Source organism: Peptoclostridium sp., assembly GCF_009881055.1.
Classification (GTDB): Bacteria; Bacillota; Clostridia; order Peptostreptococcales; family Peptostreptococcaceae; genus Peptoclostridium_A.
Genome location: NZ_WXFG01000016.1, coordinates 74,560 through 95,031, shown reverse-complemented (window position 1 = coordinate 95,031; position 20,472 = coordinate 74,560). Strand labels below are relative to the sequence as shown.

Annotated in this window: 22 protein-coding genes; all 22 read right to left on the bottom strand. The window is 41.8% G+C overall.

Going from position 1 to position 20,472, the window contains the following annotated elements; translation table 11 throughout:
• Nucleotides 1-2 precede the first annotated feature (2 nt).
• A complete protein-coding gene (gene ispG / locus GT589_RS03275; RefSeq protein WP_293395931.1) occupies nucleotides 3-1,067 on the bottom strand; it encodes a flavodoxin-dependent (E)-4-hydroxy-3-methylbut-2-enyl-diphosphate synthase in 1,065 nt (354 codons plus the stop codon).
• A gap of 15 nt (nucleotides 1,068-1,082) precedes the next feature.
• On the bottom strand, nucleotides 1,083-2,081 hold the full coding sequence (rseP, locus tag GT589_RS03270; RefSeq protein WP_293395928.1) for an RIP metalloprotease RseP: 999 nt from the start codon (nucleotides 2,079-2,081) through the stop codon (nucleotides 1,083-1,085).
• Between the two features lie 22 nt (nucleotides 2,082-2,103).
• Nucleotides 2,104-3,258 (bottom strand): 1-deoxy-D-xylulose-5-phosphate reductoisomerase, encoded by a 1,155-nt coding sequence (locus tag GT589_RS03265; RefSeq protein ID WP_293395925.1) that lies wholly within the window; start codon nucleotides 3,256-3,258, stop codon nucleotides 2,104-2,106.
• Between the two features lie 138 nt (nucleotides 3,259-3,396).
• The gene (locus GT589_RS03260; RefSeq protein WP_293395922.1) at nucleotides 3,397-4,173 is read right to left on the bottom strand and encodes a phosphatidate cytidylyltransferase; all 777 of its coding nucleotides are present in this window, start codon (nucleotides 4,171-4,173) and stop codon (nucleotides 3,397-3,399) included.
• Between the two features lie 10 nt (nucleotides 4,174-4,183).
• Nucleotides 4,184-4,918 (bottom strand): isoprenyl transferase, encoded by a 735-nt coding sequence (locus GT589_RS03255; RefSeq protein ID WP_293395919.1) that lies wholly within the window; start codon nucleotides 4,916-4,918, stop codon nucleotides 4,184-4,186.
• A 44-nt stretch (nucleotides 4,919-4,962) separates the two neighbouring features.
• Nucleotides 4,963-5,166 (bottom strand): hypothetical protein, encoded by a 204-nt coding sequence (locus GT589_RS03250; protein WP_293395916.1) that lies wholly within the window; start codon nucleotides 5,164-5,166, stop codon nucleotides 4,963-4,965.
• Between the two features lie 6 nt (nucleotides 5,167-5,172).
• A complete protein-coding gene (gene frr, locus GT589_RS03245; RefSeq protein ID WP_293395913.1) occupies nucleotides 5,173-5,730 on the bottom strand; it encodes a ribosome recycling factor in 558 nt (185 codons plus the stop codon).
• A 12-nt stretch (nucleotides 5,731-5,742) separates the two neighbouring features.
• Entirely contained in the window at nucleotides 5,743-6,450 is a 708-nt protein-coding gene (gene pyrH, locus GT589_RS03240) for a UMP kinase (protein ID WP_293395910.1), read from the bottom strand.
• An 89-nt stretch (nucleotides 6,451-6,539) separates the two neighbouring features.
• A complete protein-coding gene (gene tsf, locus GT589_RS03235) occupies nucleotides 6,540-7,457 on the bottom strand; it encodes a translation elongation factor Ts (protein ID WP_293395906.1) in 918 nt (305 codons plus the stop codon).
• A gap of 77 nt (nucleotides 7,458-7,534) precedes the next feature.
• A complete protein-coding gene (gene rpsB / locus GT589_RS03230; protein ID WP_293395903.1) occupies nucleotides 7,535-8,263 on the bottom strand; it encodes a 30S ribosomal protein S2 in 729 nt (242 codons plus the stop codon).
• A 197-nt stretch (nucleotides 8,264-8,460) separates the two neighbouring features.
• Complete coding sequence (locus tag GT589_RS03225) at nucleotides 8,461-9,867, bottom strand: DUF342 domain-containing protein (RefSeq protein ID WP_293395900.1); 1,407 nt, start codon at nucleotides 9,865-9,867, stop codon at nucleotides 8,461-8,463.
• A 13-nt stretch (nucleotides 9,868-9,880) separates the two neighbouring features.
• Nucleotides 9,881-10,615 carry a sigma-70 family RNA polymerase sigma factor gene (locus GT589_RS03220; protein ID WP_293395897.1) on the bottom strand — a complete coding sequence of 245 codons (735 nt, stop codon included), beginning with the start codon at nucleotides 10,613-10,615 and terminating at the stop codon, nucleotides 9,881-9,883.
• A 14-nt stretch (nucleotides 10,616-10,629) separates the two neighbouring features.
• Nucleotides 10,630-10,896: a hypothetical protein gene (locus tag GT589_RS03215; RefSeq protein WP_293395894.1), complete on the bottom strand. Its 267-nt coding sequence runs from the start codon at nucleotides 10,894-10,896 to the stop codon at nucleotides 10,630-10,632.
• Nucleotides 10,897-10,986: 90 nt separating this feature from the next.
• Entirely contained in the window at nucleotides 10,987-11,475 is a 489-nt protein-coding gene (locus tag GT589_RS03210; protein ID WP_293395891.1) for a chemotaxis protein CheD, read from the bottom strand.
• Nucleotides 11,468-12,082, bottom strand: coding sequence for a chemotaxis protein CheC (locus tag GT589_RS03205; protein WP_293395888.1), 615 nt, complete (start codon nucleotides 12,080-12,082; stop codon nucleotides 11,468-11,470). The genes GT589_RS03210 and GT589_RS03205 overlap by 8 nt, the downstream gene beginning before the upstream one ends.
• An 8-nt stretch (nucleotides 12,083-12,090) precedes the next feature.
• Nucleotides 12,091-12,519, bottom strand: a complete 429-nt coding sequence (locus GT589_RS03200; protein ID WP_293395885.1) for a chemotaxis protein CheW — start codon at nucleotides 12,517-12,519, stop codon at nucleotides 12,091-12,093.
• A gap of 22 nt (nucleotides 12,520-12,541) precedes the next feature.
• Nucleotides 12,542-14,632 (bottom strand): chemotaxis protein CheA, encoded by a 2,091-nt coding sequence (locus tag GT589_RS03195; protein WP_293395882.1) that lies wholly within the window; start codon nucleotides 14,630-14,632, stop codon nucleotides 12,542-12,544.
• Nucleotides 14,633-14,635: 3 nt separating this feature from the next.
• Nucleotides 14,636-15,709, bottom strand: coding sequence for a protein-glutamate methylesterase/protein-glutamine glutaminase (locus GT589_RS03190; RefSeq protein ID WP_293395879.1), 1,074 nt, complete (start codon nucleotides 15,707-15,709; stop codon nucleotides 14,636-14,638).
• Entirely contained in the window at nucleotides 15,710-16,363 is a 654-nt protein-coding gene (locus GT589_RS03185; protein ID WP_293395876.1) for a flagellar brake protein, read from the bottom strand.
• Nucleotides 16,364-16,371: 8 nt separating this feature from the next.
• Entirely contained in the window at nucleotides 16,372-17,265 is an 894-nt protein-coding gene (locus GT589_RS03180) for a MinD/ParA family protein (protein ID WP_293395873.1), read from the bottom strand.
• Between the two features lie 6 nt (nucleotides 17,266-17,271).
• A complete protein-coding gene (gene flhF, locus GT589_RS03175) occupies nucleotides 17,272-18,423 on the bottom strand; it encodes a flagellar biosynthesis protein FlhF (protein WP_293395870.1) in 1,152 nt (383 codons plus the stop codon).
• Nucleotides 18,424-18,426: 3 nt separating this feature from the next.
• Complete coding sequence (gene flhA / locus GT589_RS03170; RefSeq protein ID WP_293395867.1) at nucleotides 18,427-20,463, bottom strand: flagellar biosynthesis protein FlhA; 2,037 nt, start codon at nucleotides 20,461-20,463, stop codon at nucleotides 18,427-18,429.
• Nucleotides 20,464-20,472: the final 9 nt, after the last annotated feature.

The window sequence follows — 20,472 nt, the reverse complement described above, 5'->3', positions numbered from 1 at the left end:
ACCTATTCCTCTTGCTCTTTGCCGTGCTGCTCGATTTCCTTAAGAAGCTCTTCGACAAGCTTGCCGTCCTCTATTTTCCTTACAGGCTTGCCTTTCTTAAACAGGAGTCCTTCGCCGTTGCCTCCGGCTATTCCTATGTCTGCTTCCCTGGCTTCACCTGGCCCATTTACTGCGCAGCCCATAATTGCCACTGTTATGTCCTTGTCCATGCTCTGCACCTTGCTTTCGACCTCCTCAACAATTCTCATCATGTCGATTCTTGTCCTGCCGCATGTTGGGCATGAAATCAGCTTGACGCCTTCATCCATGAGTCCGGCTGCCTTTAGTATCTCCTTGGCAACGTAAATTTCCTCGCAGGGGTCTGCTGTAAGCGAGACCCTCATGGTATCGCCTACTCCCCTTAGCAGGAGATAACCTATGCCGACTGCAGATTTTATTGTCCCGCTCCTTAGGCTGCCTGATTCAGTTATGCCAATGTGCAATGGATAGTCCTTTATATTTGAAAACATCTCATATGCATCTATTGTGGTTCTTATGTCGCTCGATTTGAGGGATATTACCAGGTTGGTGAAATTCCTTTTTTCGAAATATTCAACGTGTCTGAGGGCGCTTTCTACAAGCGCCTGGGCGTTGGGCCTGCCATGTTTTTCTAGTATGTCCTTCTCAAGCGAGCCTCCGTTTACGCCTATCCTTATTTTCACGCCCTTTTCCCTGGCGGCTTCTATTATGGCGTCTATTTTCTCGAACGAACCTATGTTTCCCGGGTTTATTCTTATTCCGTCCGCTCCCTGATTAATCGATTCTATGGCAAGCTTATAGTCAAAGTGTATGTCTGCAATAAGGGGAATGCCTATGTTTTTCTTTATCTCCCCAAGTTTGGCTGCAGCCTCCATATCAGGCACAGCAACCCGTGCAATCTGGCAGCCGCATTCCTCCAGCCTTCTTATCTGCTCCACAGTACTACTAACGTCTGCTGTGTTTGTGTTCGTCATGGACTGTATGACTACCGGATTGCCTCCGCCTATTTTCACTCCGCCGCAATCTACCACCCTTGTAGTCCTTTTCATAATATCACTCCCGCATTATTTGTCTATTAGCTTTATAATGTCCTTGTAGGTTATAACCAGCATCAGCAGCATGAGAAGGGCAAAGCCTATAAGGTGTATCATGCCTTCTTTCTCCGAGTCTATCTTCTTGCCTCTTACCAGCTCTATCACGAGAAACAGTATCCTGCTTCCATCGAGCGCCGGGAAAGGAAACAAGTTTATGAGCCCCAGGTTAATGCTTATTACAGCCGCCAGCGATATGACATTCAAATATCCAACCTTGGCCGCTTCGCCTACGACATTTATTATGCCCACAGGGCCCACAACATCCGACGTATTAACCTTGCCTGTGACGAGCGTGGCGAAAAAGTTCATCATTTGCGAAAGAATATAGCCTGTTCTTTCTGCGCTGCTTTTGACAGAAAGCGAAAGGTTTTTTTCACTTTCCGGAAGTATGCCTATTACACCCCTGCCTTCCTGAAGTACCGGCACAACTTCAAACTCCATAGTATTGCCTTCTCGCTGAATTTTTATATCTATGCTCTTTTCAGCCGAGCTTCCTACTATTGATGTCACCTGGTTCCAGCTTTCTATTGCCTTGCCTTCTATCTCTATTATTCTGTCACCAGCTATAATCCCTGCGCTGTGGGCTGGATAGTCCTTCATGGTCTCCTTGATGGCCGTGGTAGGTATTCCCACCACCATGAATATTACAGTGAAAAGGAGTATTGCCAGAACAAAATTCATAATTGGCCCAGCGGCTATTATGCCGATTCTCTGCAGCACACTTTTTTTGCCAAAGCTTCTTTCGTCCTCTGAGTCCTCATCCTCTCCCAGCATTTTTACGTATCCTCCGAGAGGGAGCAGCCTTATCGAGTAGTCTGTTTCCTTGCCTTTTATGGATGCAATTTTCGGCCCCATGCCTATTGCGAATTCGTGCACTTTTACCTTGCATAATTTTGCAACTATGAAATGTCCGAACTCATGAAACAGCACAATCACTCCAAAGACCACCAAAGCTATGAATATCGACATATGTTCACCTTCCAATAATCATTTATATTGCAATCTGCTGCTTAACGAATTCTCTCGCCCAAGTGTCAGCCGCAAGAATGTCTTCTATGCCCGGCTCTTTGGCCGAGCTGTGTCTTTCAAGTGTTTTCTCAATGTAATGCGGTATGTCATAAAATCCTATCATGTCATTTAGAAACTGCTCTACAAGCACTTCATTTGCGGCGTTGAGTGCGGCCGCATATGTGCCTCCTAGTCTAAGCGCTTCATATGCAAGCTTCAGGCAAGGAAAGGTTTCACAGTCCGGTTTCTCGAATGTAAGTCTGCCTGCCTTCAAAAGATCCAGACTTTCTATTCCTTTGCCCTCTTTTCTTTGAGGATATGTCAGTGCATACTGTATGGGTATCCTCATGTCAGGATTGCCCATCTGGGCTATCACGCTCTTGTCCTTGAATTCCACCATTGAATGTATTATGCTTTGCGGATGCACTATGACGTCTATTCTGTCCGCATCTATTCCAAAGAGCCATCTGGCTTCTATTACTTCAAGCCCCTTGTTCATGAGTGTGGCTGAATCTATTGTTATCTTTCTGCCCATTTCCCAGTTTGGATGCCTCAGTGCATCAGCCTTGCTGACCTTCAGGAGCTCCTTTCTCGTTCTGCCCCTAAAAGGCCCGCCTGACGCCGTAAGTATCAGCTTTTCCACGCTCTCCATTTCCTCGCCGTTTAGGCATTGGAATATTGCCGAATGCTCACTGTCTACGGGGATTATGCGTGCTCCAAGCCTGCTGACTATCTCACCGCCTGCAACCATTGTTTCCTTGTTGGAAAGAGCTATGTCCTTTCCTTTTTTTATAGCCTCGATAGTCGGAACTAGTCCAATCATTCCAACAACTGCTGTTATAACCATGCTTGAATCTGAATCCGCTGCTACCGCATTTAGTCCTTCGAGCCCCGTCATTATCTCGACACCCTTGAAGCTTGAATCATTCTCTATCTTTTTCTTGAACTCAAGGGCTTGCTTTTCGCTGTATATGGCCACAAGCTCCGGCATGAACTCACGTGTCTGCTCGTAGAGCAGCTCTATGTTTTCATTGCCTGAAATTGCTGTAACCTTGAATTTGTCTGTGTTGCTTCGCACTACGTCAAGTGACTGTCTCCCAATTGAGCCCGTCGAGCCTATTATGGATATTTTTTTCATGTCATTATTTTCCTTCCTGGTGCAATTGTATATTAACGCTTGAAATGTTTCTACAACCATATTTTATCATATTACTAATAATCGCATACAAATATTTATAGCTTCAGAAATTTTTCTGAAGCTACTTTATAAGCAGTTTTACTTTATGAAAATGCTGGCATAATAATATACGAACGGAGCGGTGAATAGTATGCTGTCAAACCTGTCCAGCATACCGCCATGGCCTGGTATTATGTGTCCATAGTCCTTTATTCCTATATATCTTTTTATCGAGGAGGCGAACAAATCACCCAGCTGAGCCACAACGCTGCCCAAAGCCCCAATTACTATCGAGTCAAACATTTCAACACCTACAAAATGGCCGTATATAGCGCATACAGCAATGCTTCCCACAGTTCCTCCTATACTTCCTTCAACTGTCTTCTTAGGGCTTACTTTAGGTATAAGCTTGTGCCTCCCAAAAAAATAACCGCTGAAATATGCAAACGTGTCGGTTATCCACGCAGCCAGGAATATGTACCACAATATTTCGGACCCCAATTCTTGCCTTGTTATTATTATATGGCCGAGTGCTCCCGATATATATATAGTCCCAAAGAAGGTGATTAGTATATCCATGAAGCCTATTTTGCCGAATATGAGAGGCACCGTCGACAGAATAAGAAAAAAGAAAACAGCGGCGTTTAGATATAGGAAGTCCACATTATAATATACCGAAAAGAAGAAAACTGCGCTCAGCAAGTATCCGAACAGCTTTATCGGATTAGTATTGTGATGCTTGAAAGCATTGTAAAACTCAAAAAGTGCCAGCATGGAAACTATTGCAACGCTAACACTAAGATAGGCTCCCCCTTTTATGGCAACAAAAAACAAAAGAGGCAAAAGAAGTAAAGAAGACAGTATTCTCTTTAACATGTAATCGCTCCTATTTTAGGCCTCCGAATCTTCTCTCCCTGTTTTGGTAGTCTTCGACCGCCTCATAAAGAGTGATCTCTTTGAAATCAGGCCAAAATATATCTGTAAAGTAAAGTTCTGCATAAGCACTCTCCCACAGCAGGAAATTGCTAAGACGCTGTTCTCCGCCTGTTCTTATGAGAAGGTCGGGATCCGGCAAATCCCCTGTAGACAAATATGATGCAATCATGCCTTCATCTATATCTGAAATGTTTATTGCTCCACTACAGCAATCTCTGGCTATCTTTGAAACGGCATTTTTCATGTCATTTCTGCATCCGTAGTTTAACGCCAACGACAAAACAAGCTGAGTATTCTCTTTGGTCATATCGATTGAACGTTCAAGCTCTTTTTTCGCTTCTGATGGAAGTTCTTCGATATCTCCTATTACATTGAGTCTCACACCTTCCGACAAAAGTCTCGGTGTTTCCTTCTTCAGATACTCAACGAGAAGTTTCATAAGGAGCGTAACCTCGGTCTTAGGCCTTTTCCAGTTTTCGGTCGAAAACGCATACAGGGTGAGGTGGCTGATTCCAAGATTTGTGCATGCTCTTATCGCCTCTTCTATCGCCTCGACTCCCGCTCTGTGGCCGAAAGTTCTTTCCTTAAGCTTCTGCCTGGCCCATCTTCCATTTCCGTCCATTATTATCGCCACATGCTTTGGCACCTTTGCTTTTTTAAGAGTCTCTATGTTCAAATCAAGCATAGCATATCTTTCCTTCCAAACATATTAAACGCATCCTCCAGCCCTTAAAGCGGACTGGAAAAATGCGTAATTGTTAATTCCAGCTTGCCGCACTTTGATTCAAGCACTCTTATTATGCGAGGCTCAGTCAAAATAGCGGCATCCTTTCTGCCTTGTATTTTATTGACTTCATATTCTATCTTATTTACTTCAAGAATATGCTTTGCATCTTCCATTTCCATCCCAAGAAGCATTGAAGGCATGTCCAATTTAAATTATACCTCCATTATTTCCTGTTCCTTCTTGTCAGAAAGTTCGTCTATGAGCTTTACGTGAGCATCAGTTATCTTCTGTATTTCGTCCTGAGCTCTTTTTGATTCATCTTCAGCTATTTCGCCGTTTTTTTCCATTTTTTTTACTTTCTCATTGGCGTTTCTTCGCTCGTTTCTTATGGCAACCTTGGCGCTTTCTCCTGTTTTTCCAACAAGCTTTACAAGCTCTTTTCTTCTTTCTTCGGTAAGCTGCGGCACTGATATTCTTATGGTTTTGCCGTCGTTTGTAGGATTGAATCCAAGGTCAGAATTCATTATGGCTTTTTCGATGTCCCTCACAGCAGTAGCATCCCACGGCTGTATAAGTATAGCCCTTGGTTCAGGCGTTGACACGCCGGCCATTTGCTTTAGGGGAGTCGGAGTTCCGTAATAGTCTACTATTATTTTGTCAAGCATCTTGGGATTAGCCCTTCCCGCTCTTATTACTGAAAGGTCCTCCTTGAAAACAGAAATAGTTTTTTCCATCTTTTCTTTTAGTTCATTGATAAGTTCCAGGCTCATACTATTCCTCCTCTACTCTATATATGTCCCGATATCTTTACCGAGCACAACATCGATTATATTGTCGGGATTTTCAAGTCCAAAGACTCTTATTGGTATTTTGTTGTCCATGCAAAGGGAAGTTGCCGTAGAATCCATGACGCCAAGACCTTTGTTAAGTACATCTATATATGAAAGCGTCTTGAACATCTTCGCATCCTTGTTAATCATAGGATCGCTATCATATACTCCATCCACTTTCTTAGCCAGAAGTATAACATCCGACTCTATCTCGGCTGCTCTGAGCGCAGCGGTAGTGTCAGTGGAGAAGTATGGATTGCCTGTGCCTGCCGCAAATATTACGATTCGTCCCTTTTCCAGATGCCTCATCGCTCTTCTTCTGATATAAGGCTCTGCAATCTGCCTCATCTCAATGGCTGTCTGAACACGAGTAGATACTCCAATGTTTTCAAGCGCGTCCTGAAGAGCAAGCGAGTTTATTACAGTAGCCAGCATTCCCATATAGTCTGCAGTCGTCCTGTCCATTCCTTCGCTTGTCCTGCCTCTCCAGAAGTTGCCGCCGCCCACAACTATTGCAACCTCTACTTCCATCTCGTGCAGCTTTCGAATGGCCTGAGCTATATTCATCACAGTTTCGTTGTCTATTCCAAAGCCGCTGTTGCCAGCTAGAGCTTCTCCGCTTAGTTTTAACAATACCCTTTTATATATTGTATTAACCAATTAAAATCCTCTCCCAACTGTCTTCTCAATTAGTTTTTTCGCTTAATTTTCTCTGAAAAAAGAGAACACAATAGTGTTCTCCTTTTTAATTATTTCTTTAATTGCTTAGCTACTTCTTCGGCGAAATCTTCAGATTTTTTCTCGATTCCTTCTCCAACTTCGAATCTCACCATGTTCACTAGTTCTATAGACTTGCCTAGCTTTTTAGCTTCAGCGTCTATGTATTTTGCTATCGTAACGTCAGGATTCTTAACAAATGCCTGCTCAAGAACGCAAACTTCGTTTATTTGCTTGTTAAGTCTTCCAACAACCATCTTTTCAACTATTTCAGCTGGCTTGCCTTCGTTTAGGGCTTGCTGAGTCAGTATTTGCTTTTCGTGCTCAAGGTATTCCTGATCCACATCATTTCTTGATATATATTTAGGATTCATAGCTGCTATTTGCATAGCTACATCTTTTCCAACTTCCGCAACTTCTGCAGCTGAAGCATCAGTTCTTAGCTCTACAAGAACGCCTATCTTTCCGGCTCCGTGTATGTATCCAACAGCTCTTGTTCCTTGTCCTTCAAACTTTGCAAATCTTCTTATGTTCATGTTCTCGCCTATTGTCGCTATTTTTGAGTTCAGTGTTTCCTGAACTGTCTCTGAGCTTCCTGGGAAGCTAGCAGCTAGCAGCTCTTCAACAGAGGCAATATTTGACGATAGTACAAAGCTTGCAACATCGCTTACAAAAGTCTTGAACTCGGCGTTTTTAGCAACAAAGTCAGTCTCAGAGTTTACTTCAACTATTGCAGCCTTTGTTCCGTCTTCTGATATACAAATATCTACAAGGCCCTCAGATGCAATTCTGTCTGACTTTTTAGCGGCCTTTGCCAGTCCCTTTTCTCTTAGCAGGTCTATAGCCTTTTCCATGTCTCCCTCAGTTTCCTGAAGAGCTTTCTTGCAGTCCATCATACCTGCGCCAGTTTTTTCTCTAAGTTCTTTTACCATTGATGCCGAAATTTCCATGTGATCGCCTCCATATATATTATTAAAGGTAAGGGAAGAATCTCCCTTACCCGTAGTATTATCAAACTAATATTCTATTACTCTTCAACCTGAGCCGGAGCAACTTCCTGCTCTTCTACAGGCATCTCTTGTCTTGCAAGTATTATAGCGTCAGCCATAGTTGCTGTTATAAGCTTAACCGCTCTTATAGCATCGTCGTTTCCTGGTATAGGATAATCCATCTCATCTGGATCGCAGTTAGTATCAACTATTCCTACTACTGGTATGCCAAGCTTGTGAGCTTCTTTGACAGCTATTCTTTCTTTTCTTGGGTCAACTATGAAAATAACAGCTGGCAGCTCAGGCATGTCTTTTATACCATTAAGATATTTTTCAAGCTTGCCTTTTTCAGCTTTAAGCTTTATAACCTCTTTCTTTGGAAGAACTGCGAAAGTTCCGTCTTCTTCCATTCTTTCAAGTTCTCTTAGCCTGTCTATTCTTATTTTTATTGTCTTGTGGTTTGTAAGCATTCCGCCTAGCCATCTTTCATTGACATAGAACATGTTGCATCTTTCGGCTTCTTGCTTTATAGCTTCTTGAGCCTGCTTCTTAGTTCCTACGAAAAGAACCGGCTTTCCTGTTTCAGCAGCTTCCTTTACGAACTTGTAAGCCTCTTCAACCTTCTTAACTGTCTTTTGAAGGTCTATTATATATATTCCGTTTCTTTCAGTGAAGATGTACTTAGCCATCTTAGGGTTCCATCTTCTAGTTTGGTGTCCAAAGTGAACACCTGCTTCAAGTAGCTGTTTCATGCTGATTACTGCCATTTTTATTTCCTCCTATTTTGGTTTATCCTCCGCCTTGCTCATTTCCCTGAAATGCCATGAGCGGCACCTTCTCAGGAATTACAAAGCGTGCGTATTCTTTTACCTTTGATAGTATAGCACACTGCTAATGTTTTTACAATATTTTTATATCATAAAAAAGCATATCGGTGTATTGTAGACAGGTGAATTGCATAGTTTCATATTCCTCTGCTTCTTATGCAGCTGTCTTCGAGATAGAACTCACTTGATTTAATCTCGTTTCTCACGTACATCACCTGATTGCCTATAGTCAGTCTAACCCCCGGATAAATAGTATCTTTGACTTTAAGGCTTGCAGAAATTATGTCCTGCATCTGGCTTTGAATGCGATCTATTTCACTATTTATTATTTTCAGCTTGTCAGTAAGGTTGTTGTATACCGACACCGTCTTTTCTAGAAGTTTTTTCTTCTTTTCATCCATTTCTCCCTTTGAAATCGAAACCTTGAATGCATTCAGGCTTTTGCATATGTCGCTTAAATTCTTCTCTACAAATTCCTTTTCATCAACATAAGCCTGCAGCTTAATTTTGAGATTTTCATCTACTCCCAATTCTATCACCGTCTTTGTTCCCATGGGTGAACCTATTGTGGCTGCTGCAATCTCTTTTTTTACAAGCACCTCACCGCCTGCAAGAAGCGCTTTTTTGCCAATCAAATTGAGGCTTCCCATGCAGCTTATGTTACTATGCATTACAAAATCTGCTGTGATATCGCGCTCTGATATTACTTTTTTTGCATTTTCAATGAATTTACATATGAGGTTGCCACTTGAATGAACGCTCGCTTTTTCGTTTCCTTGTATGCCTCCCTCAACTACTATATCACCCTCTGATACGAGTATTGCGCCTTCCACTACACCGCGCACTAATATATTTCCCTCAGCCTGAACCAGAAAGCCTGTCTTCACATCGCCGTTTACAACAACATCTCCGTTGAACCTTATATTTCCAGTAGAATTATCTACGTCTTTTTCGATAGTAATAGTTTTGTTTACAGAAATCCAGCCGTCCTTGTAGTCTACGCTGCCGTCGCAATCGCTTATGAGCATTGAACCGTCTGGAGTTATTGTTACGTTTTTTCCCGCCTTGAATTCCACTCTTTTGCCGTCTGTCGCCGGAATTTCCTCACCGTAAATATTCATGCCGCTCTCCCCTGTTGTGGGCGACTCCTTTATTGCCAGTATGTAGCCTTTGTTAACGTTCTCTATTTTGTTGAGTTCCTTGAAATCAATCCTACCTTGATCGTCTATTTGTGGCTCCCTTTTGGCGGTTTCCCTGAAATTTATTATTATTTTTTCGTCCTTGCCGCAAACCATGCCGCGGCCGCTAGCTACTTTGATCCTTGTGCTGTATGTTTTTTTCTCCGAGATTTCTTTCACAGCATTGAAATCGATGCCATATACAACCTTGTTTTTTTCTAGAAAATTGATTATTTCCTGCTCTTCTATGGCACGCTCCATGCCCTGAGCGCTAATGTCTAAAAATGCCTCAAGCTTCTCCCTGGTTATGTCCAGCCTGAACAGCATCCCGTCGCATTCCTCTTTTATCGTAAAATAATTTGCCATGATAACCTCCTTTCTAGAAAGCCGCTTTTATCCTTACAAGCGCCTTGCTGTGTATTTGCGAAATTCTGGATTCAGTTACATTGAGAAGACAGGCTATTTCCCTGTATGCCAGCTCTTTGTTGTAATAAAGGTCTAGAACAAGCTGCTCTCTCTCACTCAGCCTTTTAATCCCATGCTTGAGATTTTCAAGCATCTCTTTTTTTATCAGGGCTTCCTCCGGAGTGGGATTTACCGAATCTCTCACTTGGAGCCTATAGCTTTCGCCTAATTCATCCTCAATGGATATCACGTTAAAGCTGCATGTTTCAGATAGCATCTTGTTCACATCGTCGCTTGTCTTACCCAATCTTGCCGCAACCTCGTCAACAGTCGGCTCTCTGCCAAGCTCCATTTCCAGACCGGAGTATGCCTCCTTAAGTAGCTTCGATTTTTGCCTTACCGAACGTGGAACCCAATCGAGATTTCTTATTTGGTCAATTATGGCTCCGCGTATCCTGATGGTGGAATACGTTTCAAACTTGGTATCCTTGGCAGGGTCATACCTTTCGATTGCATCTATCAAGCCAATCACGCCATAGCTCACAAGATCTTCGTACTCTATGTTTGATGCATAGAAACTGTAAAGTCTGGCTGCTATTATCTTCACAAGCTCAATGTACCTTAGTATCAGGTTTTCCCGAAGCTCTTTAGCTTTTGATTCACAATCACAGTCCTTATACTGTTGCCATAGTTCATTTTCACCAATCATAACTTAAACCTCGGCTAGTTTATATTGTTTATATCTTCGAGCCTGATTTCATCAAATGCTTTCTCTTCTTCCCTAATTGAGTCTTTTAAAATATTTCTGAGCTCATCATCATCATTAACGGTCATGTCAATTTCACTTGTGTATTCACCAGAATTTTCACTGGTTCTCTGGCATTCTGACCTTATCTTGCTAATGAGCAAAGCGCAAATATTTAAACACGCAAGCAACATGGCAATGTCTACCATGAAATCCATGACTGCAACGCTTTTGTCCAATATCATCGTAATCAAGGTATAAAGCGCAACAGTCAGATAATTCAATATCCCTAAAACGACCAGACTGCCTTTCACGGTTTTGCTCCTTTTGCTTTTTTATATTATTTTTATGCCCTTGCCTACGCTCTTGATTTTAAGCTCCCCGTTATTGCAATTGAACTCGATAGTCCTACCGTAATTACCCAAAGTGTCTTCCGCGATAATCGGAATCCTAAGCTCGCTTAGCTTTTCTTTCACGGCGTCGACATTCCTCTGCCCTATATTTAGAGTCATTCCCTTGGCAGCTATGCTGAACATCTGTGCTCCACCTGCAATTTTTGCAATAATCCTGCCCTTGATGGCTCCTTTTTTTACAATTTCAAAGAGCATTTCATCGAGTGCTGTGTCTGCGAACTTTGCCCTGTTTGCATTGTTTCTTATTTCCTTGCTTGAAGGCAGCATTATATGAGCCATACCGCCTATTCTCTTGAACTTGTCATAAAGCACAATCCCTACGCATGAGCCAAGTCCAAGTGTCACAAGGACATCGTCGCCTGCTCCTATCTTGAAATCAGCCATTCCCACTTTGATATATTCATTATTCATCTATGGGCACTCCCAAATTGCTAAACAACAGCTTGAAGGAATCAATGTCAGGCATGAAATAGAGATTCCCGACAATTTCATTGTCTCCTTCAAGAATCTTGTTTTCAATTAAAATTATCTTGTCACTGACTTCACTGTATTCTATGGCAGGGACGCTCAATATTGAACCCGCCATGTCTATGCTTACAGACGGAACCGACATTTGAATGTTGAGGTTTGACAGCTGTGAGATAGAATTTATATACGAGCTTGATAGAATATTCCCGATTTCTTGTATGGCTGACATTTCCATTTCACTGTAAAAATCATCGTCACTAACTTCACCAAGGAGTATTTTAATGAGATGATCTGACGAAGGCTTGTCTAGCACCAGCATTATATTCCCGCTTATGTCTCCCCAGAACTTGACATATACTCCCACTATCAGCATCTCAGCAGTTTCAACCGTATTAACTATTTTTTCAGTCTCTATGACTTCAATAACCGGCACTTCCATATCTACTTTTTTATTTATAATTTGAGAAAGCGCCGTAAGAGCATTGCCTGCCCCTATATTTCCGACTTCTTTCAACACATCCAGGTAATAACTGTTAGTAGTCAAATTCATAATGCTATTTACACCCCTATTATCTTATGTACATCCAATATTATTATTACACGGTCGGTATCCTTTGCAATGCCTCTGACAAAACCTTCATTGAAATTGTCTGCAACTATGATTATATCTATATCTTCATTCGCTATATCCTTCACTTCAGATGCCGAATCTACTATGAATCCAATCATCATCTCGTCGATTCTGTTTATTATTATTCTCTTGTCAGCAAATGAATCTGCCGCAGAGAGGTTGAAACGTTCCCTAAGATCAACCACCGGGACTATGTCGCCTCGCAGATTTATTACTCCCTTTACATATGCTTCGGCTTTTGGAACTCGCGTTATATCCATCATCTTTTCAATTGTCTCAACATGGTCTATTCCGACGCCGTAAAACTCATTCTCCAGTTTGAATATGACATACTTGTTTGCAACAGCGCTCTCCAAATTTTATCACACTCCATATGTTTTAATTAAATAGCGAATTGGTGTCTATTATTAGCGCCACACTTCCATTGCCCAGTATTGTAGCTCCCGCAACAAAGTTGATACCCTTAAGATACTTTCCAAGAGATTTTATTACTATCTCCTGCTGTCCTATTAGATCATCTACTATTATTCCAAGATCTCTTTCACCTTTTTTTACCACTATCACATTTATGTCCTTTTTATCCCTGTCCCTCTCGCCTACTTCCAGCACATCTCCAAGATCTACAAGCGGAAGTGTCTTGCCTCTGTAGAGAACTATGTCTCTGCCTTCTACGCTTCTTATCTTGTCCTTTTCTATGTTTGTTATTTCCTTTATATTATTGAGAGGAATGGCGTACTTTTCATTGCCTATCATAATCAGAAGAGCTTGGATTATAGCAAGCGTGAGCGGAAGTCTTATTATGAACTTGCTCCCAACGTTTCTTTCTGTTTCTATTTCAATTATGCCGCCTAAAGACTCGATCTTTGTCTTTACTACATCAAGACCAACACCTCTTCCCGAAATATCAGAAATCTTATCGGCCGTGCTGAATCCCGGCATTAGGACAAGACTGGCAATATCCTTCTCATCCATTGCTTCAAGTTTCTCTTGGGTGACAAGTTCTTTTTCTATTGCCTTTTTCTTGATTTTCTCGATATCAAGACCTGATCCATCATCGGCAACCTCTATGACTACGTTGTTTCCATCAGGATATGCCAGCAGTTTGAGCGTACCCACTTCTGACTTGTTGAGCTTTGCTCTGACATCAGGTTTTTCAATGCCGTGATCCAATGAATTTCTAAGCAGATGTATAAGCGGATCTCCTATCTCGTCTATTACTGTTCTGTCGACTTCTGTTTCCTCTCCAGACATGATCAGGTCCACTTCTTTGTCAAGGCTCTTAGAAAGATCCCTTATCATTCTCGGAAATCTGTTGAATACCCTTTCAATAGGCACCATACGGACCTTCATGACAGCATCATGCAGGTTTGTGGTTATTGTTTCCAGGTACTCTATTGCGTCATTCGCATTTTGATTTTTCGAACCTATCTCTATGTCTTCTAGCCTGGTTTTGACTATTATAAGCTCACTGACAAGGTTCATTAGGTTGTCGAGTCTGTTTATGTCTACTCTTACCGTTTTTCCGACCTTGCCTTTTCTGTTTGTTGTCTGTTCGCTTTCTTCCTGTGTCTCATCAGCCTTGATTTCAAATTCGACTTCTTTTTGCTGCACTCTTCGTTTAATGATTTCAATTTCCTCTTCAATGCTTGTTTTCTCAATTGCTTCTTCAACTGTTTCAATCTCACCGAATTCTTCTTCTATGGCCGCCTCAGCCTGTTCAATGATTTCGTCCGCAGAATATTCGCTGATGGTTGCGTCTTTGACTTCCGAAATGTTTATTATCTTGGTTTTTAGTTCTTCCGGCCCAATGCTTGTAACAACTATGAGCCCGAATTCCAAGTCAAATTTTTCATCCTCAATGTCTTCTGTGGGAGGATTCGAATATATTATTTCGCCGTTTTCTTCAATCGTTTTGAACACTAAAAATGCTCTAGCCGCCTTGAGCATACAGTTTTCATCAAGCAGAACATTTATTTTGTAGGCAGACAGATTCTGTGCCTTTGCGCTCTTTACTACATTTGCTATGTAGCCTTCATTCTCCTTGGTTTGTACAGACTCCGCCTGCTCCTGTTTGCCTTCTTCTTCCGCGCAGAGAACATTCTCAAGCTTTTCAATCAAGTCATCTATGGGAAGATTTCCTTCCTTTCCGGTTGATTCAATGCTTTTTATGAAGTTGTCCACTCTGTCTAGAACCTCAAAGAGCAGGTCTACCATTCTTGTGTTTATAAGTGCCTGCCCGCTTCTTATGTCATCCAACAAGTTCTCCATCTTGTGCGTCAGCTTGGCTGTCTTTTCAAATCCCATGGTGGCAGACATCCCTTTAAGGGTATGTGCTATTCTGAAAATTTCATTTATTGTTTCTATGTTGGAAGGATTGCTTTCAAGCTCTAGCAGATTGGTATTTAAGTTTTCCAAATGTTCTTTTGATTCATCTAGAAATATGTCTATGTACTGATCTAGTTCAAACAAAATCTACACCCCCAGCAACTTGTTTATTTCTACTGCAATTTTATTTACAGGCAATACTTTGTCCACTACTCCAAGATTGATTGCTGCTTTTGGCATTCCAAAGACTACACATGTATCCTGATCTTCAGCTATCGAAATTATGTTTGACCCGCCTTTCAATTTGAGCTTTTGCATGCCTTTGGCCCCGTCCTGACCCATTCCTGTCATAATGACGGAAATTATGCTTTTGCATCTTACCTCGCTCAGCGAATAAAACATCGAGTCTACCGATGGCTTGTGCCCTGAAACATTTGCTCCATTATCAAGGACAACCCGAATATCGCTTCCTTCGTTTACGAAATTCAAATGCCGATCACCGGGAGCTATGTATGCGACTCCATTCTTTAGTACTTCCCCGTTCTCAGCTTCCTTAACTCTTATCTTCGATACTCCGTCAAGCCTGTCGGCAAGCGATTTTGTGAAACCCGGAGGCATATGCTGGACAACTACGACAGCTGAATTTATATCCTCATCAAGGTTTGGTATGACATGCTGCAATGCCTTTGGCCCTCCCGTGGAGGTTCCAATGGCCACTATATTTTCAACCCTTCCTGCCCTGCTAATAAGCTGTCTTGGCGCGAGTCCTTTTGTCGTGCTGGCCCTTATTTTCTCGAAAACACTTTTTTTGGTTTTTACGTCAATAACTGCCGCTGTTTTTATCTTTTGTATTACACTGCTTCTGAGTTCCTCCTGGCCTTCCTTGAAAATATTTTCAGGCTTAGTTATAAAATCTACCGCTCCCATTTCAAGAGCTGTTATTGTAAGATCTGCTCCCTGCTTTGTAAGGCTGCTTAGCATGACAACAGGAGTGGGCTTGATTTTCATTATTTCAGAAAGCGTTTCAATGCCGTTCATTACTGGCATTTCTACATCAAGTGTCACAACGTCAATTTCATTGCGCAGAAGCTTTTCTATTGCTTCCTTGCCGTTGCGCGCCTTTTCCACAACCTTTATTTCATTGTCGCTTTGAAGTATGTCTGTTACGACTTTTCTTATAAAAGCCGAATCATCAACAACTAACACCCTGATAAAGCTCATCTATATCAATCCTTTTTGTCTTAATATTCTCTGTTGTTTGAATATGTACTTGATTATCATGTTTCTGTCTTCTTCGGTTATCATCGTAAATTTTATAGCTGCTTCGTACTCATCCGGAAGTTCATAGTTTGGTATGCTCCTTCTGAGCACCATACCCTTTGAGAGAAATCTTTTTCCATCAAGTGTTATTGCAAAATAGTACTCTTCTCTCTCCTCCAGACGTTTAGAAATGAAAAGTCTTATGCCTCCCCCGCTGATATCCAACGTGTTGCCATTTGCAACAGGGTTTCTCTCCATATCATACACTTCAACAGGCAAAAGCACGTTAAGTCTGTAGTAGTTGCGTCTTTGAGTCTTTATTGTCTTATCTATCTGCCGCACCTTCATGTGGGGTATTGGATTTTTCTTGCGTTCCTCCACAACAGCCTGAAAAGAAAATGTTCCCTTGCTGTGAACCGAATAGTATAAGGTTATTTTTTTTCCCTCTGAAATAGGAATAAGTCTTCCTTTTTCGGTAGGCAGCGATATGTAGTACATACTTTTACAGTCTGAGACTTCGAGCAGCTGGCTCTTTAAAACACGCGGGTCTCCGAATTGCTGCTCAAGCTCTATTTCAATTTTGTCCCCGATTTTAAAGTGGTTTTCAAAATGCATTGATTATATTACCTCCTGCTGGATACGAAAAAGGATGCCAACCTCTTGACAAAGCCTTCGCTGCTTTTTGTATTACCCTGACCAGTGAGCTTACCGCAAATTTGTTCCACATTGCGGCTGGCCGCAGAGCTTTCATACTTGAGATAAAAGGGCTCCTGTTGCTTTACCGCCCTTATAATATTGTTGTCAGCTGATATATGCCCAATATAGCTTATTCCTACACCCAAAAATCTCTTAGATACCGTCTCCAGCTTTTTAAACGTGGCCTCTGCCTCGAATTTACTTTCAACTTTGTTTATGACGACTCCAATTTTATCTATGGCTTCTCTCCTGAGAGTCTTAATAAGCGCATAAGCATCAGCTATGGCAGTTGGTTCTGGCAATGTGATTACTATCACTTCATCCGCAGCTTTTGCAAATGATATCACTGACTTGGAAATTCCAGCACCGGTGTCAATAATTATAAAGTCAAAGTCTTTCTCAATTACGGCCAAATTGGAAAGAAGCTTATTGAGCTTATATACAGGCAGGTTGGCCGTTTCGCTTATACCTGCTCCGCCTGATATTATCTTTATGCCCAATGGTCCGTCCATTACAATATCTCTTATACCCATTCCGCCCTCAATGACATCCATGAAATTATATTTGGGTGCAGCGCCAACTAGCACTTCTATGTTTGCCAGGCCAAGATCCGCGTCAATAATCAGCGGATTGAAACCTCTTTTTTTGATAGCAAGCGCCAGATTCAGCGTCAAATTAGTTTTGCCTACACCGCCTTTGCCGCTTGTAACACATATTACTCTTGCTCTTTCTGAATTGTCATTGCCGTGATTTTCAATGCTGACTTCGCCGATACTGCCTTTTTTTATCACGGCGCTTCTGAGTTTAGAGGCTTGATCCATAACCGGTTACTCCTTTAGTACCTTTTCTATGAAATCCGACACAACTAGGCCTGATATGTCGTCGGGGACATTTTGTCCAAAGGTTATATGTGAAATCTTTCGTTTGTATTTGTGGAGCACATTCATTACTACAGCTTGCTTTGAAGTTTCATCCAGCTTTGTTATTATTATATTGAAATCGTCAATGAAATTATATTCATCAACAATGTCGCTTATATCTTCAATATTGTAGTTTGCGCTTATTACAAGAAATATGTCTTTTTCAGGGATGGAGTCCAAAAACCTTCTTATTTCTTTCATATGCATTTTATTCCTGTGACTTCTTCCTGCAGTATCCACTAGTATAATGTCTGAGTCCGAAAGATTTTCCAAGCTTTCCTTTATTGAGCTGGTGTTATATGCCACCTCAAGAGGCATATTAAGTATCTCTGAATATATCTTTAGCTGTTCGACTGCAGCTATCCTGTAGGTATCAAGCGTCAGGAAACCAACTTTCTTGCTTTCATTGAGCACGCAGTTTGATGCAAGCTTCGCCAGAGTTGTAGTCTTTCCAACGCCCGTGGGTCCTATGAATACATTTATCTTGTTCTTGAATTCAAATGCTTCATATTCCGAACTCAGCTCGCTCTGGAGATATTCCCTGAACAGCTGCTTGAAGTTGTCGACTGTTATTTCATTTTTTTCAGACACACTCTTGATGAATTTATCTATCAGTTCCTGTGAAAAACCTTTTTTTCTAAGACTCGCCGTTATTTCATCCTTTAGAGTTTTTGCGGCAATTTGTCCGGACTCGCCTATGGCTGGACTGCCGCTTAAGGTCTTCTTTATCTCTGCGACCATGTCCTTTATATTGCTGACTTCATTTTCTATGCTGTTGTAATCTTTTTTTGTGACGCCGACTTGATCATCAGCTTCAAAAATTCTGCTTTTGAAGTCCTGCTTCACTGCCTTATGATGGTCGCTTTTTTGCTTCGGCCTTTCCTGCTGTTTCCCTTCGTGAGCAGCAAGTATTTCCACCTGTTCCTTTTCCCAAAATTTGAAAATATTGTTGCTTTTTATGCGTTTTGTATGCAAAATTACTGCATTTTCGCCAAGTTCATTTTTCACCATGTTCATGGCCTCTGTAACGCTCTTCCCGAGAAATCTTTTTATCATCATGCCTTATATGCTCACCATCCCGATTGACTGGATTTTCACCTTGGGGTCTATTTCATTATATGAAACGACATAAATATCCGAGCTTATCTGCTCAACGAATTTTTTTATATAGAATCGCACTATAGGTGCTGTAAGTATTATTGGGTTTTCACCTATTGATACAGCTTTCTCAATCTCACCGCTGAGTTTGTTTATGAAACTCGATGAAATTTCAGGGTCGAGAGCCAGGTATGTGCCTGTTTCCGTGTTTTGAAGCGATTCCATCACTACCTTTTCCAGCTTCGGACTTATAGTTATGGCCTTGAGCGAAGCCGCTCCCGCAGTGAACTGCTTTGTAATCGATCTGAAGAGCGACTGCCTGACATATTCGGTGAGTATGTCAGTGTCTTTTGTCACAGTTCCATAATCGGCCAGCGTTTCAAATATCGTAACGAGGTCTCTTACTGAAATTCCTTCCCTTAGCAGATTCGAGAGCACTTTTTGAATGTCTCCCAGCGAAAGCAGGGACGGTGTAAGTTCGTCGACAAGCGCAGGATAATTTTCCTTGACTGATTCTATAAGCACCTTAGTTTCCTGTCTTCCAAGCAGTTCGTGCGAATATCTCTTTATCACCTCTGTCAGATGCGTTGAAATTATGGACGGAGGATCGACTACTGTATATCCGAGTATTTCTGCTCTTTCCCGCTCTTTTTCGTCTATCCACTTGGCCTTGAGTCCGAATGCCGGTTCTACTGTGTCGATTCCCTTTATCTCTCCGTCTGCGCCGCCTGGATTCATGGCAAGATAGTGGTCAAAGAGTATCTCACCCCTTGCTGCCTCGACTCCCTTTATCTTTATGAGATATTCATTTGCCTCAAGTTGAATGTTGTCTCTTAATCTTATCATCGGTACTATTATTCCCTGCTCCAGGGCGCACTGTCTTCTTATCATTACGAGCCTGTCAAAAAGGTCTCCTCCCTGGGATTTGTCGGCAAGAGGGATTATTCCATAGCCAAACTCCAGCTCAATTGGATCCACCTGGAGAAGCGGCAATACATTTTCCGGTCTCCTTATATCCTCGACTTCGCTCTCCTCAGCCGTCATTTCTTTTTCCGGCCTCTGTGAGCTTTTTTGTTCCTGCTTCTTAAGGCCAAGTCCTATAAGCAAAAAAGTTACAGACAAAATGAAATATGGCAGAAATGGCAGCTTTGTGAACGACAAGGCGAAGAGAACTCCCGAAATTATAAACATCGCCTTTGGATGCCTTATCATCTGGTTCATTACATCCTGGCCAAGGTCCGCCTCAGAAGCTGCTCGAGTTACAACTATGCCTGTTGCTGTAGATATCAGGAGCGCAGGAATCTGAGAGAGAAGTCCATCCCCAACGGAGAGCATCGCGTATTTGGATATCGACTCTGCAAATGGGAGTTTCTCGACAAGCATCCCCATTACAAATCCTGCAGACAGGTTGACTGCGGCAATTATAATACTTGCTATGGCATCTCCCTTTACAAATTTGGATGCTCCATCCATTGCCCCGTAGAAGTTGGCTTCATCCTGTATTTTCTTTCTTCGTTCTCTGGCCTGGATTTCATCGATGAGGCCTGAATTCAAATCAGCATCAATTGCCATCTGCTTTCCAGGCATTGCATCTAGTGTGAATCTTGCTCCAACTTCCGAAACCCTCTCCGCACCTTTTGTTATTACCATGAACTGAACTATTACTATAATCACAAATACTATGAATCCCACAAACGCATTCCCTTGCATTACGAAACTTCCAAAAGCTTCTATCACATCGCCTGCATATCCAGATCCGAGTATACCTCTTGTTGTTGATATGTTGAGCGCAAGCCTGAACATCGTTGTTATAAGCAATATTGAAGGAAATATTGAAAATTCCAACGCTTCCTTGTTATACATGGCTATAAGCAGTATTAGCAGTGAAATTGAAACGTTGAGGCTTAAGAGGATGTCCAGCAGCACAGGGGGCACTGGTATTATTATCATAAGTACAATACCTATGACGCCCAATGTTACAAATATTCCTGAAGATCTCATCCAATCTCT